This is a genomic window from Acinetobacter sp. ANC 4910 (genome assembly GCF_004331035.1).
Lineage (GTDB): Bacteria > Pseudomonadota > Gammaproteobacteria > Pseudomonadales > Moraxellaceae > Acinetobacter.
In genome coordinates, this window is record NZ_SJNT01000002.1 from 196,174 (window position 1) to 211,738 (window position 15,565).

The 15,565-nt window shown below is 42.0% G+C and carries 13 protein-coding genes and 1 other RNA gene; 7 read left to right on the top strand and 7 right to left on the bottom strand.

Annotated features, from left to right (window positions below):
• Position 1 precedes the first annotated feature (1 nt).
• Together E0H82_RS02775 and E0H82_RS02780 are read left to right on the top strand one after the other, a co-directional pair.
• Positions 2 to 2,728, top strand: a complete 2,727-nt coding sequence (locus tag E0H82_RS02775) for a toprim domain-containing protein (protein ID WP_131262891.1) — start codon at positions 2 to 4, stop codon at positions 2,726 to 2,728.
• Between the two features lie 94 nt (positions 2,729 to 2,822).
• On the top strand, positions 2,823 to 3,011 hold the full coding sequence (locus E0H82_RS02780) for a hypothetical protein (RefSeq protein WP_131262892.1): 189 nt from the start codon (positions 2,823 to 2,825) through the stop codon (positions 3,009 to 3,011).
• A gap of 25 nt (positions 3,012 to 3,036) precedes the next feature.
• Here the strand turns inward: E0H82_RS02780 and E0H82_RS02785 are convergent, their stop codons facing one another.
• Both E0H82_RS02785 and ssrA read right to left on the bottom strand, forming a co-directional pair.
• Complete coding sequence (locus tag E0H82_RS02785) at positions 3,037 to 4,185, bottom strand: tyrosine-type recombinase/integrase (protein WP_131262893.1); 1,149 nt, start codon at positions 4,183 to 4,185, stop codon at positions 3,037 to 3,039.
• 191 nt (positions 4,186 to 4,376) lie between these two features.
• Positions 4,377 to 4,735, bottom strand: a transfer-messenger RNA (tmRNA) gene (gene ssrA, locus E0H82_RS02790).
• Between the two features lie 128 nt (positions 4,736 to 4,863).
• On the opposite strand from ssrA, the gene glpK reads away from it, so the two are divergent.
• The gene (gene glpK / locus E0H82_RS02795; RefSeq protein WP_131262894.1) at positions 4,864 to 6,348 is read left to right on the top strand and encodes a glycerol kinase GlpK; all 1,485 of its coding nucleotides are present in this window, start codon (positions 4,864 to 4,866) and stop codon (positions 6,346 to 6,348) included.
• A gap of 46 nt (positions 6,349 to 6,394) precedes the next feature.
• Here the strand turns inward: glpK and E0H82_RS02800 are convergent, their stop codons facing one another.
• The 3 genes from E0H82_RS02800 to E0H82_RS02810 form a co-directional block, all read right to left on the bottom strand.
• Positions 6,395 to 7,918 carry a DHA2 family efflux MFS transporter permease subunit gene (locus E0H82_RS02800; RefSeq protein WP_131262895.1) on the bottom strand — a complete coding sequence of 508 codons (1,524 nt, stop codon included), beginning with the start codon at positions 7,916 to 7,918 and terminating at the stop codon, positions 6,395 to 6,397.
• A 6-nt stretch (positions 7,919 to 7,924) separates the two neighbouring features.
• Positions 7,925 to 9,058 (bottom strand): efflux RND transporter periplasmic adaptor subunit, encoded by a 1,134-nt coding sequence (locus E0H82_RS02805; protein WP_131262896.1) that lies wholly within the window; start codon positions 9,056 to 9,058, stop codon positions 7,925 to 7,927.
• A 272-nt stretch (positions 9,059 to 9,330) separates the two neighbouring features.
• Positions 9,331 to 9,828, bottom strand: a complete 498-nt coding sequence (locus E0H82_RS02810) for a thioesterase family protein (protein ID WP_131262897.1) — start codon at positions 9,826 to 9,828, stop codon at positions 9,331 to 9,333.
• 108 nt (positions 9,829 to 9,936) lie between these two features.
• Between E0H82_RS02810 and hemB the strand changes: the two genes are divergently transcribed.
• Both hemB and E0H82_RS02820 read left to right on the top strand, forming a co-directional pair.
• Positions 9,937 to 10,950 (top strand): porphobilinogen synthase, encoded by a 1,014-nt coding sequence (gene hemB, locus E0H82_RS02815; protein WP_044738220.1) that lies wholly within the window; start codon positions 9,937 to 9,939, stop codon positions 10,948 to 10,950.
• Positions 10,951 to 10,966: 16 nt separating this feature from the next.
• Entirely contained in the window at positions 10,967 to 12,085 is a 1,119-nt protein-coding gene (locus tag E0H82_RS02820) for an NAD(P)/FAD-dependent oxidoreductase (protein ID WP_131262898.1), read from the top strand.
• Between the two features lie 16 nt (positions 12,086 to 12,101).
• Here the strand turns inward: E0H82_RS02820 and E0H82_RS02825 are convergent, their stop codons facing one another.
• On the bottom strand, positions 12,102 to 12,998 hold the full coding sequence (locus E0H82_RS02825; protein WP_131262899.1) for a TIGR01777 family oxidoreductase: 897 nt from the start codon (positions 12,996 to 12,998) through the stop codon (positions 12,102 to 12,104).
• Positions 12,999 to 13,065: 67 nt separating this feature from the next.
• Entirely contained in the window at positions 13,066 to 13,512 is a 447-nt protein-coding gene (locus E0H82_RS02830) for an ABZJ_00895 family protein (protein WP_131262900.1), read from the bottom strand.
• Between the two features lie 307 nt (positions 13,513 to 13,819).
• Between E0H82_RS02830 and E0H82_RS02835 the strand changes: the two genes are divergently transcribed.
• Positions 13,820 to 14,197: a VOC family protein gene (locus E0H82_RS02835; protein ID WP_131262901.1), complete on the top strand. Its 378-nt coding sequence runs from the start codon at positions 13,820 to 13,822 to the stop codon at positions 14,195 to 14,197.
• A gap of 106 nt (positions 14,198 to 14,303) precedes the next feature.
• A complete protein-coding gene (locus E0H82_RS02840; RefSeq protein WP_131262902.1) occupies positions 14,304 to 15,557 on the top strand; it encodes an exonuclease SbcCD subunit D in 1,254 nt (417 codons plus the stop codon).
• Positions 15,558 to 15,565: the final 8 nt, after the last annotated feature.

Genomic DNA, 15,565 nt, shown 5'->3' on the forward strand with positions numbered 1-15,565 from the left:
CATGGATATTTTAGAACGTCGCATAGACGAAAGACTAAACCAAATTTTCAAGTTCAAACGTAAGGGCGATTGGTATCGTGAGGGCGTATGTCCTAAATGCTCCCAAAAAGAAGCCTATACACATGCGCTTACACCAAAGGTCGTAAAGTGTGGACGTATCAACAAGTGCAGCTACGAAGAACACATCAAAGACATTTGTGAAGATCTATTCAAAGACTGGTCTGAGGACTTTCCTAAAACGGCTACAAATCCGAATGCTTCTGCAGATGCCTATTTGCAACATGCACGAGGGTTTAAAATTGAACCGTTAAAAGGTCATTACACTCAAGAACTTTATCGCGATTTTAAAAATCGCAACTTAGTTACTGCAACAGTTCGCTTTCAACTTGCACCGGGTATTTTCTGGGAACGTTTTATCGATCGTCCTGAACGTTTTGGACGCATGAAAGCAAATTTCATTGGTGAATGGAAAGGACTTTCTTGGTCTGTTCATAACTTAGATGATCTTTGTAATGCTGGCAGCATTTGGTTGACTGAAGGCATCTTTAATAGCGTTGCCCTTGCTCAATCAGAACTGATCAGTATCAGCACCATGAATAGCGGTAATTATCCGAATAAAATCCTTCAGCAAATCGCTGCTCGATGCACAGAACTTAAGAAAGATCGTCCTCGCCTGATTTGGGCATTGGATAACGACAAAGCAGGCAAGAAATTCTTGCCTAAACAAATTAACCAAGCCACTGAGGATGGTTGGGTTTCTACCGCAGCATTACCCCCAGTCGGTAAAGACTGGAATGACTTATTCCAGAATGGTCAGCTCACAGCAAAAGACCAGGATAAATATATCCATTACGGCAAGCTACAAATTGCTAAAACTGCAGAAGAAGCAGGCTTACTGATTTATAACTTTTATAACAACAGCCTTGCAAAATTCTTCTTCAACCATGCCTATCGTACCTACTGGTGGGAGTTAGATTTCAAAAAATTTAATCTCGTACTAGAAGCCACAGAACAAGCCCAAGGTTCAATTTTATCTGAAGATGAAAAGCGCGAGCAGGCACTTAAAAACAGTTCTTCAGTCGTTGAGATCTGCAACGCACAACTCGAACCTCTCTATTTCCAACGTAACGAGATTACCGACGAAAGTTGGTATTACTTCCATCTGCAATCACCGTGGGGTGAAGTTAAAGCCACCTTCACACCCGAACATATTTCCTCACGTAGCAAATTTAAACCCCGTGTCATGGGGGTTTTATCTGGGGCAATGTGGACTGGAACCGATCAACAGCTTGAAACCTTTATCAAGCGTAAAACTGAGCGACTGAGAGAAGTTAAAACCATTGACTTTATTGGTTATAGCAAAGAACACGATATTTATATTTTCGACCAATTTGCTGTGCATAAAGGTCAAGTTATCCCCAAGAACGAACACGATTATTTCAAAACAAATAAAAAGGAGATCAAGACATTGGCTTCTACACCCGTTATTCATTTAACAACCAAGAAAGAATTTAAGCCTACATGGTGGCGTGATTACTACGACTTAAATGGCGAAGTAGGATTAATTCTTTTAGCTTGGTGGACTGGCTCATATTTTGCTGAGCAGATCCGCGCTCAGCACTCATCCTATCCTTTCTTTGAACTTGTTGGCCAAGCAGGTTCAGGTAAATCAACACTGATTGAAATGCTTTGGAAGTTTAGCGGTCGTGAATCATACGAGGGCTTTGACCCAAATAAATCAACCAGTGTGGCGATTTATCGTAACTTTGCCCAAACCTCAAACATGCCGATCGTCCTCATTGAGGGTGACCGTAACGATCAACAGGCATCACAAAAAGCCAAATTTAGTTGGGACGAATTGAAGGATGCTTTTAACGGTCGTGCGATTCGTTCTAAAGGCTTAAAAACCGCAGGTAATGAAACCTACGAGCCACCGTTCCGAGCTGCAATCATGATCAGCCAGAACACACCCGTTCAAGCATCTGAAGCAATTCTTTCACGTACTCTGCATATATCTGTTGACACCAAAGGACACAGTTTAGAGAAAAAGAATATTGCGACCCGTTTGTCGCAAATGCCTTTAGATGAAGCATGTGCTTACATGACTTATTGTTTAAAAAATGAAAATAAGATTTTAGAAACCTATTTCAACAACCTAAAACAACTTGAAGCAGACTTTCATGCCAAAGGCATAACCCATGTGCGTATTGCCCTTTGTCATGCCCAAGTATCAGCGATGATCGATGCATTGGCCGAGCATGTATTCAAAAAAGAAATTAGTGCAACTGAGATCCAAAATTCAAAAACCATGCTTGAAAACATGGCGCGCAAACGTGTCGATGAAATTGGTTTAGACCATATCTACGTTCAACAGTTTTGGGATGCTTACGAATACCTCAATGGCATCCGTACCTCGCATTTCCATCTTAATCATTACGAGCCTACAGAAGCTCATATCGCAATCAATCTCAACGAAATTTACAAGGTCGCAGCGAGAAATTTCCAAGCCCTGCCCGATGTAAATGAAATGAGAAACTTACTGCGTACCAGCAAACGCTACAAATTCGTCGAAGCAAATAAGCCTGTCCGTTCATCTAAGTACCCTGCAGATGAAGTTAAGCCAATCGGAGATCACACAAATGACAGCCCTATCCAATCAGACCGTATTGTTAAATGTTGGATTTTCACCAATCCAAATCAAATTAAACAACCAGGATATAAAAAATGAATATGACGCAGGCCACAATCATAATTAGCGCATCGAGCTTCTGCGGTGCAATTTATTTTTTTACTGAAACTTTAAATTAATAAGGAAAACTAAAATGAACGATACTTCATATAAGATCGTAAAATGGTACTCAATGAGACAAGTAGCTGCTGAATTAGGTATAGCGGTCAATACATTTAAAAAACACTATTTAGAGAAATACCCACCTGATCGATCATCAGATAAGTATAAAGGGTGGACTGAAACTTCCTTGAATAAGATCAAAAAAGAAATAGGCGCTTAAAGCGCCTATTTCTTTTTATAAATCGTTAGACAATCCACTTTTCAACTTCATTACTATACCAATTCATTAATTCAACACGCTCTGGCCAGTATTCAGCTCTATTATAAATCTTGCTCGTTTTATCTGCTTTTGTCGTTTTGTTTACATGTGCAATTTGATAATCAATCACTTCCGCTCTAAACAGCTTACTTTCATTTGCATGGGTAGAAAATAGCGTCCTAAATCCATGCGTGACCATCTCATTTGCATAACCGTTTCTTTTAATGACAGCCAAAGGCGTTTCAGAAGTCATGTGCTTCCAAGGCTCACGTGTATGTTTGAAAATAAAGCCGTCATCACTCCGGGTGTGAAATAAAGCCATGAATAAATCATAGACTTGAGGTGATAAAGGAACCATTAATTCCTTTCGTCGTTTCATACGATATGCTGGAATTAGCCACACTTTATTTTCAAAATCAATTTCACCAGAATCCCATCTCGCTTTTAAAAGCTCACTGATTCGAGTGCCAGTAAAACAAGCCAGTTTTAAAACAACTTTAGTAATTGGGAACGCATTACATTGTTCTAAACGTCTAAAAAACTCAGGCATTTCACTTGCAGGTAAGCACGGATAACTTTGAACCTCATGCTCAGGTATAAGTTCCCCGACTAAAATACATGGGTTCTTTTCTGTATAACCTGATGCGATCGCAAAATTAAAAACTGCATTGAGTAAACGCAGACAACGTGTGGCAGTTTCGAGTGTGCCTTTGGCCACAATTTCTTTTACTTTGGACGAAACCTGAAAACGAGTGATTTCATCTAAAGGTAACTCTAAAAAATCTTCTGTGATGTAGTCCAAACGGTATTTAACTGTGCTGATATATTTTTCACTAGACCACTGCGGACTCATTAATTCAAACCATTCATCACACACTTGTTTTAAATGATGGGAGAGTTTTGATTTACCTGAAACCTCGGCTTTATAGTCCCGTGCAATTTTTCTTATTTCTTTACAGCCTACTTCAGGATATTCACCCAGTTGTTTCCTGGTCTGTTTTCCTTCAATACGATATGAAAGCACCCATTTCTTTTTCCCAGTAGGAAAAACTTCAATAGAAAGCCCTTCCCCATCTGCCATTGAATATCGCTTTTCTTTTGGTTTAAGGCTTTTAACTTGGATGTCTGTAAGCATTCTTTTTGTTACACGCGTGTCACTCTTGTGTCACAAGTATATTTGATAGAAAGCAATTATCAATGACTTACAATAATAGATGCTGATAAACAACAGGCAGAAAAAAAGCCCTGATTTATTGCTAAACCAAGGCTTTTATTCACTTTTTTGATTAAATTTGATCATTAGCGATCGTCTTTAATCAGGAATTTTGGTGGAGGTGGCGGGAGTTGAACCCGCGTCCGCCAGCACTACGCTCGAGAATACTACATGCTTAGATATCGTCTATTGTTTTAACTCTTTGTGACCCGACGAACAGGGTACAAATCGCGATCCTCTTAATTTAGTACAAAACCCCGAGGCTTGGTTTTATACGGACTTGTGTGCGTGCGCTTCAGTCGGACTCTCTAACCACAAGTATTCGGAGAGGCGGACAAGCTGCCCTTAGGCAGCTAGAGCGTATGATTCGTCGTTTGCGACTAAAAAATGCAAATTTGATTTACGAGAGAAAATGCGCTCTCGACATGCATCTATGAGTTTCATCACCAGCGTCGAAGCCAGAAACACCCCCAAAGTATGTCGCAATCATAACATAAATATTGAAAATTACGAGGTAATTTCACAGTATTTACAGAAGCAACTGCGTTCTATTACATTATTGCGGTAATCTTTCATATTTCAAGAGTTAAAAATAAAAACATGAGCTATTTACTTGCACTTGATCAAGGAACAACCTCGAGTAGAGCCATTATTTTTGATGAACAAGGAAAAATCTACGCAACAGCTCAACGTGAAACTCAAATTCGTACCCCTCATTCAGGTTGGGTCGAGCAAGATGCCCAAGAAATCTGGAGCACTCAAATTGCTGTGGTACAACAAGCAATTGCTTCGGCACATCTCTTTGCAAAGGATATTAAAGCCATTGGGGTAACCAACCAACGTGAAACAACTGTGGTCTGGGACAAGCGCAGTGGCATTCCACTTGCGCCTGCCATTGTTTGGCAAGACCGTCGTGCAACTGCATGGTGTGATCAACTCACTAAACGCAACTTGTTAGCTACAATTCACAAAAAAACAGGCTTAAGAATCGATCCATATTTTAGTGCAGGCAAACTGGTTTGGTTGCTTGAAAATGTCGAAGGCTTAAGAACTCTGGCAGATCAAGGACATGTTGCTTTTGGCACCATTGATAGTTGGCTGGTTTGGAATCTGACACGTGGCGCTGAACATGTCATTGAAGCCAGTAACGCCTCGCGTACCATGCTCATGAATTTGGCGAACCAACAATGGGATGAGGAATTATTAGAATTATTCAACATCCCTGCTTCTGTACTTCCAACCATCATTTCGTCAGATCGTTACATTGCCAATACCGCCTCAGGGTTATTGGGTGCAGAAATTCCAATTGCAGGAATTTTAGGGGATCAACAGTCTGCCCTATTCGGACAATCTTGTTTTGAAGCAGGCACAGCTAAAAATACCTATGGTACGGGCTGTTTTATGCTGTTTAATACGGGTGACCAAATTCAATATAGCCAAAATCAATTGCTCACCACACTGGCTTGGCAATGTCACCAACAAAATACCTTTGCGCTTGAAGGTAGTGTATTTATGGCGGGGGCCATTGTGCAATGGCTTAGAGATGGGCTGGGTATTATTCAACATAGCTCTGAAGTCGAAAAACTGGCAAGCCAAGTTCAAGATTCTGATGGCGTCGTGTTGGTTCCTGCATTCACAGGATTAGGCGCGCCACATTGGGACAGTAATGCGCGTGCATTGCTCTGTGGTATGTCACGAGGAACCTCAAAGGCACATATCGCCCGAGCTGCATTAGAGTCGATTGCTTTTCAGGTTTCTGATGTTTTGAATGCCATGCAAGCAGATATCACGCAACCCTTAAAAGAGTTAAGAGTTGATGGTGGTGCCAGTCAAAATGATATGCTCATGCAATTCCAAGCTGACATGCTGAACGTACCAGTATTGCGTCCGAAAATGCTGGAATCTACGGCATGGGGCGCCGCTGCAATGGCTGGACTAAAGATGGGCGTATTTTCGAATGCGTCTGAAGTCGCCGCATCTTGGCAATTGGATCGGATGTTTGAACCTAAAATGTCTGAAGATCAGCGTCAGCAACATTTACAGCAATGGCGTACAGCATTAAAACGAGCAAAATCTGAAATTTAGATTTTTGAGCACCGCAAATATTCCATTGCGGTGCTCAGGCTAAAGTTTAATGGCTTGGCCCTGTCACTTTAGTTTTCGGTTTGGGTGCAAGCCAAATCAATAGACTTGCCACAATAAATACTAAGGTTAAGATAAAGAAAACATGATCGACCGACATGGTCATGGCTTCTTTGTCGACCAAGTTGGAAATCACGCCCAAAGCCGTTTCATTACTCATACCATTTTGCACTAAAGTATTTTGGACTTCGCTGGTATGCAAACTCGACACCATTTCAGTCCGCGCCACTTTGGCATGGTCATCCCAAATGGTTACGGCGATGGAAGCCCCTATGGCACCTGCCATGGTTCTTAAAAAGTTCATTAAGCCCGCAGCCGAAGCCATTTCTTGCGGCAAGACCGAACCCAGAGCAATATTCGACAATGGAATAAAGAAGAATGGTACAGCAAAGCCTTGTAATATCTGAGGCATTGCCAAAGCCATAAAGTCGGCATCCGTCACCCAAAAGGCACGCATCAAGGTTACAACCCCCATCAGCATCAGGCCAAAACTGGCTAAAGCACGAGGATCATGTTTATTTGCCAGTTTTGCCACAATCGGCGACATAGCTAGACTACCAAAACCCATCGTAGCGGTGAGATAACCTGCCCATGTTGCAGTGTAGCCCAAATTCATCTGTACCCATTGTGGAATTAAGACAATGCTGGCAAAAAAGCCACCAAAAGCAAATGCCAAGGACAACACTGAAATGCTGAAACCGCGATAACGGAAAATTGCAATATTCACAATCGGATGTAATTCGGTCAGTTCCCAAATGATAAATGCAATTAAACCAATAACTGTTATGACAGCAAGAAAGCAAATAAAGGTACTGTTGAACCAGTCATTTTCATGCCCCAAATCCAGCATGAGCTGTAAAGCTCCAATCCAGAGCACCAATAAACCTAAACCTATCGCATCAATCGGCAACCGGAATTTATCTGTTTCCGCAGGCTTTAATAAACGTATTGCCGCTAAGGCACAGATAATACCGACAGGAATATTGATAAAGAAAATCCAATGCCACGACCAATTATCACTAATCGAACCACCCAGAATTGGACCTAAAATTGGACCGACAACTGTGGTCATGGCCCACATACCCATCGCTTGCGATTGTTTTTCGGGTGGGAAAATACGCATGAGCAAGGTTTGACTGAGTGGCATAATTGGACCACCAAACAACCCCTGACCAATACGGCAAAACACCAGCATTTCTAAACTGGTGGATAATCCACACAATACCGAAAAGGTGGTGAAGCCAATTAGGCTAATCACAAATAATCGTACTGTTCCGAAACGCCCCGCCAGCCAACCAGTCAATGGCACACAGATTGCTTCTGCAACCGCGTAAGAGGTAATTACCCAAGTGCCCTGCGAGCTTGAAACAGCCAAACTCCCAGTAATATGCGGAACCGAGACATTGGCAATGGTCATGTCAAGCACCACCATAAAGTTCGCCAACGCCAATACAAAAGCAGCCAGCATTAAGCGACCGCCTTGTAAATCACCAAAAGGACGATACTGGTTCATAAGAAATTACTTCGAACGCAAATCGATTTTGGCTTCCATTGAAAGTCCAACACGTAACGGATGTTTCACCAATTCTTGTGGATCGAGGGCAATTCGGACAGGTAAACGCTGCACGACCTTAATCCAGTTACCCGTCGCATTTTGCGCTGGAATAAGTGCAAAAGCCGCACCAGTTCCCCCAGAGAATCCCTGAACCGTACCATGAAACTCAACAGCATCCCCATACAGGTCGGAAACCAAGCTGACTTGTTGCCCTGCACGTACTTTTTCCAACTGACTTTCTTTGAAATTGGCATCGACATAGAGTTGTGACACAGGCACCACCATCATCATCACGGCGCCTGGTGCAACACGTTGACCAACTTGAATATTCCGGCGAGTCACTACCCCATCCAGTGGTGCTTTAATTTGAGTCCGCTCTAAATCCAGAAGCGCTTGTTTTAATTTGGTTTCAGCAATCAACACATCAGGCGTTGAGTTCTCATTGCTGTCCTGAATCAAAGCATCATTAGCCGCCAAAGTACTTTGTGCCGCTTTTTGATTCGATTTTGCTTGAGCCAAAGAGGCTTGTGAAACCGCCAAACTCGCTTGGGCATTTTCCACCGCAATTTGAGCTGTACTTAATTCTTCTTTAGAAATAGCACCTGAAGCACTCAGTTGTTGACGGCGCAGTAATTCTTTTTCTGCCTTGCCTAAATCCACCTGTGCTTTTTGCACCTGAGCCTCAGCACTGTGAATACCATCATCACTCACAAAGACTTGTGAATTCAATGCACTACTGTTGGCACGGGTTTGCTTGTACTGACGTTTGGCTTTGGTTAGTTCTGCCTGTGCTGCGGCAACTGCAATTTTTGCATCACGATCATCAATTTTAACCAGTACATCACCTTGTTTAACGGCTTGCGTATCTTTAACCAAGACCTGCTGTACTTGCCCATTGACCATTGAGGTAATTGAAGCTGTTTCTGCACCGACATAGGCATTGTCCGTACTGACAAAATGGTTTAAAAATAATGCCCAAATTGCATAAACCACAGCAATAATTACCAGTATTGCTCCAAATATAGCAAAGGATTTTTTACGCTTTGCCTGCTTATTCGCAGCATTTGATGGTGGTGGAGTTGTTGAAGCTTCTGTCATCGTTTTACCCTTCAGCCAGACAGACTTGGTCACCACAAAATCCACAATTCAAGCCATTTTTTTACTATTTTAAAATTGCTGATTTGTGTCGATGAGAAAGTCATTTCTTTAATATGAGTTTAGCCGGGAATTTTAAATAAAAAACTCATGATATGAGAAATTATTTTTTAGACTGATCGGTTTATTAATTGACTTAAGCTGCCCTTATCTTGGCAGCTTAAAACTCATCTTGAGAGAAACGTTCAAACAAAATAATTTACTTTTCAACTACTTTAGAATGCATATGACGCAATCGCAGTCGCAATTGCTTTATCTTCATCGTTTACCAAAGTCATACGCATGGTGCAGCCTTTACGGCCTAAGCGTAAGGTTTCTGCACGAGCAATAAAGCACTTTCCACGTCCAGGGGCTAAATAATCAACACGCATATCGACTGTTGCTAGTCGCGTCACTTTCTTAATGGTGTCAGGCAATTGCTCAGGTTCAGCGCGTTTATACAGCTCACCCATTGCCACGATTCCCCCAACGCTGTCTAGAATTGTCGCGGCAACACCACCATGTAGAATTTGAAAAGCGACATTTCCAATCATGTACGGCTGCATTTCAATATAGCCTTCAATCTGCTGATCGACCACGCGCATCGTCATGCCATTATGGGAGAAAAATGGCGAACTATTAAAAGCATGACACAATTGCTGTAAGACCACATCAATATCAACTTTCGAACCCAAGTGGATCCCTCCCGTCCATTTCTTTTCCATATCGCTCATAAATTACTCAAACACCTAAAATTTTGAAAAAACGACCGCATTTTGCCCCTAAAGCTATGTGATGGGTCTACAATACTGCCTAGTTTAATACTGATCAGTGAGATTGTTATGACTTATACGTTCAATCGTCCAGCATTTCCTGCCACCCGTATGCGTCGTATTCGAAAGAATGACCAATTACGCGCCATGGTTCGGGAAACTCAACTCACGACTGATCACTTGATTTATCCTGTATTTGTACTGCCAGGTCAAAACCAAACCCAAGATATTCCAAGCATGCCGAAGATTCAGCGCCTTTCTGCTGATCTATTATTAAAAAAAGCGGAAACCTTATTAGAACTGGGTGTGTCTAAATTGGCACTGTTCCCTGTTACGCCACAAGAAGATAAAAGTTTAACGGCTGAAGCAGCATGGCGTGACGATGGTTTGGTGCAAAATACCGTTCGCTTACTCAAAAAAGAACTGCCTGAAATGGTGCTCATTACCGATGGTGCACTCGATCCTTATACCACCCACGGACAAGATGGCATTATTGATGACACAGGTTATGTTCTGAACGACGAAACCGTTGAATGCCTCATTAAACAAGCTTTAAGTCATGCAGAAGCAGGTGCAGATGTCGTTGCACCGAGTGACATGATGGATGGTCGTATTGGTGCAATTCGCCATGCCTTAGAAGCCAATGGACATATCTATACCAATATCATGGCGTATTCGGCAAAATATGCATCGAGCTTCTATGGCCCCTTCCGCGACGCGGTTGGGTCTGCCAGCAACCTAAAAGGTGGCAATAAATACAATTACCAAATGGATGTCGGCAACCGTGCCGAAGCCTTACATGAAATTGCACTGGATATTCAGGAAGGTGCAGACATGGTGATTGTTAAACCAGGAATGCCGTACTTAGATATTGTACGTGAAGTCAAAGATACCTTTGGTATCCCAACTTTTGTTTATCAAGTCAGCGGTGAATACGCCATGTTAGCGGGTGCCATTCAAAATGGTTGGTTATCCGATCAAGTCATTATTGAATCTTTAATGAGCTGTCGTCGTGCGGGTGCAGATGGGATTTGGACCTACTTTGCGGAAGAAGCGGCGCTTAAACTCAAAGCCATGAACTAATTGATCTCAAATTTTTATGAATATCGTCATTATTGGTGCTGGCATTAGTGGTCTATTATCAGCTTTAGAATTGGCCGAACAAGGTTGTCAGGTCAATATTTATAACCAAACCTATGCAGGGCAAGCCTCATGGGCGGGTGGCGGTATTCTTTCTCCAATGTATCCTTGGCGTTATCCTCGTGCGGTCAATCACTTGGCGCAACATGGTAAAGCCCTGTACCAAACATGGAATGAAAAATTACAACCCGTCACAGGGATTGATTTTCAGATTCATGAAACAGGTATGTTAATTTTGGATGAAGCCGATTTTGAAGTCGGTTTAAATTACAAAGCCCAGTTTCAAGAACCGATGCAGCACTGCGAATACTTGCAGCGTGAACAATTAGAACTCATCAATCCGCATCTTTCCGAACAGTTTCAACATGCGATTTACTTTCCAGAAATTGCCAATGTCCGTAATCCACGACTCTTACAATCTCTGCGTTATTATTTAGAACAGCATCCGAAAGTTCAATTTTTCGATCAAACACCGATTCACAAGTTTCAGATTCAACAAGACAAAATTCAATGTGTAGAAACTGAAACAGGACAAAAAGTTTATGCCGATCAATTTGTGCTAACAACGGGTGCTTGGTCTGGTTTATGGTCAGAGCAACTTGGCTTAGAACTTCCAGTTCGTCCTGTACAAGGTCAAATGGCGCTGATTAAAGCCCCTGCCCACTGGTTACCAACCATGTGTATGAATCGAGTCATGTATCTCATTCCTCGCATGGATGGGCATATTGTGTGTGGCTCAAGCATGCAAGAGTGTGGGTTTAATGCTGAAACCTCAGATCAAATTCAACAGAATATTTTAACGGCCGCTTATGAAATGGTGCCTGAACTTGCCCAGTTCCCTGTGGTACAGCAGTGGGCTGGCTTACGTCCAAGTTCGCCCGAAGGTATTCCTTATATTGGCCAATTGCCACATCTGCATAATGTTTGGGTCAATCTGGGACATTTTAGAAATGGTTTATGTATGGGGCCTGCATCGGCACAACTGCTACGTCAGCTTATGCTGAAGCAGCCAACATATGTAAATGCGGCTACTTATAGCCCCGAACAATTACTTAAACCAGAAATAATGACCAGTTAAAAAATACTGCTCCACATCAAAGCAAATCATTTAATGCTGCTTTTAAAGTCGGAAACTTGAACTCAAACCCTGCTTGTTGAAGGGCTTTAGGTTGCACAAATTGACCATTTAAAATCAATTGTGATTGCTCCCCCAATAGGCTTTTAAAAACCCAAGCTGGCATATGTAGCAACGGATGTCGGTTTAAACTGAGTGCTGTAATATTCACAAATTGATTCTGTGTCACCTTTTCTGGCGCCACCACATTGAAGACTTTCTGTTCGGTCTCATGGGTCAGAATAAATTCTACTGCACGGAGTACATCTTGGATGTGTACCCAAACCACAGGCTGCCGCCCATGCCCAATACGTCCGACCAGATTCCATTTAATTGGAAACAACATCTGCGGCAATATGCCACCGCCACGTCCAAACACAACACCTAAACGCATAATCTTGGTATTTTGCTGAGGATCTGCCAACGCCGCCTGTTCCCACTGTTGGCAAAGTCGCGACATAAAAATGTTTTGAGCTGGTGATTCTTCTGTACAAACTTGCTGCCATTGCGCCAAAGCATCAATACCGTAATAGCCTACCGCAGAACCAGACAAAATACATTTCGGGAAAATTTGCCGCTGCTGTAAATAGCGGTACAAGTCTTCTGTCATTTTAACGCGACTTTGGATCAGCTTCTGCTTACGCTGTTCGGTCCATCGACCCTGGGCAATACTTTCGCCAGCCAAATTAATAACATAATCAATAGCTTGATGTTGCAGCTCATTAAAGTGCTGAACCCAACTTAAATCAGGATGCCTTTGAGCTTGTGGTTTCCTTGAAATACCAATAACCTGAAAATCTCGTTCTAATAAATAGGTCACTAAATAAGAACCAATAAACCCAGACGCTCCCGTAATCAACACCACAGGCTTGTACATAAAACAATCTCTTGGTTAGATGATTTATCTATAAATGAGAAAGGCAACAAATACAAGTTTATGTGCATTAACCCAACATTTTGTTTGCCATACGTTGCGCTTGAGCGCCATAAAACCAATAGGTTAAAAGATATAATGGCATGGCTATCAGTAAGAACATAATCAATACCACTGCCATAAATTGTGGTTGTTGCAAATACAACAACAAGTCTTGCCAAATCGTTGGATTACTACGAGAGAAGAAATAAATTCCGCCCAGTAAACCCAATAAGTTATAACCCCAGAAAATCAGGCTAAAACCCAGAGTCAACTGTTTACGTTCAGCTTGGGTTGGAGCACGCTTTTGCTGTTTCAGGAACTTGAATAATACCCAGATCATTGCCACTAAATAGGGCACTACGGTAAGTATACTCCCCATTCCTCTTGGCATTAATGCTGCCAACACACCGCAAATACATGTGAACAAAACGCACAGTACAAAAAACCAAATAAAATAGCGGCGCAGTGGTATCATGAGTACAGCTCAACAAGGGCAAAACGCTATTATAAAAAAAAATTCAAACTTTTTTAATTTTCTTGTCAACCAATTCAAACTTGCCCACGTTATTAAGAGTACAAGGTTCGAAACCGTCAATTTGTACCGGCATCCACAATATTTTCGGCGACCTTCTACCAAAAGCAATAAGCTTGGCGTGAACGTTAAACTTTTAAAACAGCAGCTTAAAAGTTTGGTGTATCCACCGTTTTTTGACCGACGATTTCATCATCACTCGAATCGTCGGTCTTTATTTTTCAGAACTATAAAAATAGGAATGAAGGTCATGCAGCCTTTGGTCTACTTTGAAATTCAATCTTCAAACCCTGAACGTGATCTTCAATTTTACCAAGCGATCTTTGGTTGGACATTTACCAAGGTTGAAGGTCTACCCATCGAATATTATCAAATTGATACAGCGAATCTACATGGCGGTTTATTAAAGCGTCCCGTGGAAACGCCACCGACACATTGTGGTACCAATGCGTTTACGTGTTCCATTCAAGTCGAAGATTTTGATGCAACGGCTGAAAAAATCTTGGCGCTGGGTGAACAAGAAGCCATGCCCAAATTCGCTATTCCAAATAAATGCTGGCAAGGTTATTTCATCGACCCAGATCACAACACTTTTGGCTTGGTACAACTCGATTCAAACGCGGCTTAAAGGATGATTTTCTTGCGACTAAAACCGTCGCCTTAATCATCTACAGCATCTCTGGGCATGTAAAATATGCTAAGTTATACACGGTATTTTCACGCTTTGAGATCACATGACTGTTCGCTTTTTTCATACTTCTGACTGGCACTTGGGACAATTTTTTTATAACCACTCCCGTCAGTATGAACACGAACAGTTTTTAACGTGGTTAGTCAGTCAAATTAAATTAAAACAGCCACATGCCCTACTCATTGCGGGGGACATTTTTGATGTGATTAACCCCGCATCCAGTGCACAAAAACAACTTTATCAATTTTTGGCAGATGTACATTCGGTGGCTCCGCACATGCAAACCCTCATGATTGCAGGGAACCATGACTCAGGTTATCGTATTGAACAAGTGGAGCCACTGCTGTCTAAATACAATGCCAAAGCCGTTGGGGTCATTCATAAAAATACCGAAGGACAGCTCGATTTAAATCGTTTACTCATTCCAATTTATGATGAACAACAGCAGATTGTGGCTTGGTGCTTAAGCCTGCCATTTTTACGTCCTGCCGAAATTACAGGAATCAATGAACAGACCAGTGACAGCAAAACTGCCATCACCCATTTACACCAACAGCTCATTGCCGAAGCTAAACAACGTAAAACGAACGATCAAGCCTTAATCCTGATGTCGCATGCCCATATGCAAGGTGCAGAAACCTCGGACTCAGAACGCCCGATTATTATTGGTAATGAAGAAGCACTTTCAACAGCACTGTTTGATGACGTGATTGACTATGTGGCATTAGGTCATTTACACAAACCACAAAAAGTTGGACAAGACCATATTCGTTATAGTGGCTCGCCTATTCCCCTGTCTTTTAGTGAAGTCAATTACAAACACCAAGTCTTAGAAATTACCATCGATCCGCAACTCGCTCCCTCAGAATGCTTACAGCTTGAAGTATTGCCTATTCCGCGCAGTATTGCTCTCCATCGCATTCGCGGCGAAATGCATGATGTATTGCAACAACTTAGCAATTTAGCGACAGGTGAAATTGAGGATATTGATCAACGTGAATATGTCGACATTGAATATCATAGCTTGACACCGCCTCCTCCCAATTTACGTCAGCAATTTGAACAGGCATTGCCTGAAAGTCGCTATCGTTTAGTCCGAATTTCACGCCAATATTTATCTTCAGAACAAGATGCCTCGAATGTGCAAAGCATACAGCTTGAACCGCCGACCCCAGCACAACTTTTCCAAAATGTATGGCAGAAACAAGGTTATGCTGCCGATGATGATGTCCTAAATGACTTTATGAGTTTGGTGCACGAAGCAGAAAAAACTTTAGAAGATGAACAGAACGGTTAAAGGGTTGC

What these genes read in the sequence shown, in the direction of transcription:
- hemB (WP_044738220.1), top strand. Translation starts at nt 9,937, where the DNA reads ATGACTTATACGTTCAATCGTCCAGCATTTCCTGCCACCCGTATGCGT.
- E0H82_RS02805 (WP_131262896.1), bottom strand. Translation starts at nt 9,058, where the DNA reads ATGACAGAAGCTTCAACAACTCCACCACCATCAAATGCTGCGAATAAG.
- E0H82_RS02840 (WP_131262902.1), top strand. Translation starts at nt 14,304, where the DNA reads ATGACTGTTCGCTTTTTTCATACTTCTGACTGGCACTTGGGACAATTT.
- E0H82_RS02825 (WP_131262899.1), bottom strand. Translation starts at nt 12,998, where the DNA reads ATGTACAAGCCTGTGGTGTTGATTACGGGAGCGTCTGGGTTTATTGGT.
- E0H82_RS02835 (WP_131262901.1), top strand. Translation starts at nt 13,820, where the DNA reads ATGCAGCCTTTGGTCTACTTTGAAATTCAATCTTCAAACCCTGAACGT.
- E0H82_RS02785 (WP_131262893.1), bottom strand. Translation starts at nt 4,185, where the DNA reads ATGCTTACAGACATCCAAGTTAAAAGCCTTAAACCAAAAGAAAAGCGA.
- E0H82_RS02780 (WP_131262892.1), top strand. Translation starts at nt 2,823, where the DNA reads ATGAACGATACTTCATATAAGATCGTAAAATGGTACTCAATGAGACAA.
- E0H82_RS02830 (WP_131262900.1), bottom strand. Translation starts at nt 13,512, where the DNA reads ATGATACCACTGCGCCGCTATTTTATTTGGTTTTTTGTACTGTGCGTT.
- E0H82_RS02820 (WP_131262898.1), top strand. Translation starts at nt 10,967, where the DNA reads ATGAATATCGTCATTATTGGTGCTGGCATTAGTGGTCTATTATCAGCT.
- E0H82_RS02775 (WP_131262891.1), top strand. Translation starts at nt 2, where the DNA reads ATGGATATTTTAGAACGTCGCATAGACGAAAGACTAAACCAAATTTTC.
- E0H82_RS02800 (WP_131262895.1), bottom strand. Translation starts at nt 7,918, where the DNA reads ATGAACCAGTATCGTCCTTTTGGTGATTTACAAGGCGGTCGCTTAATG.
- glpK (WP_131262894.1), top strand. Translation starts at nt 4,864, where the DNA reads ATGAGCTATTTACTTGCACTTGATCAAGGAACAACCTCGAGTAGAGCC.
- E0H82_RS02810 (WP_131262897.1), bottom strand. Translation starts at nt 9,828, where the DNA reads ATGAGCGATATGGAAAAGAAATGGACGGGAGGGATCCACTTGGGTTCG.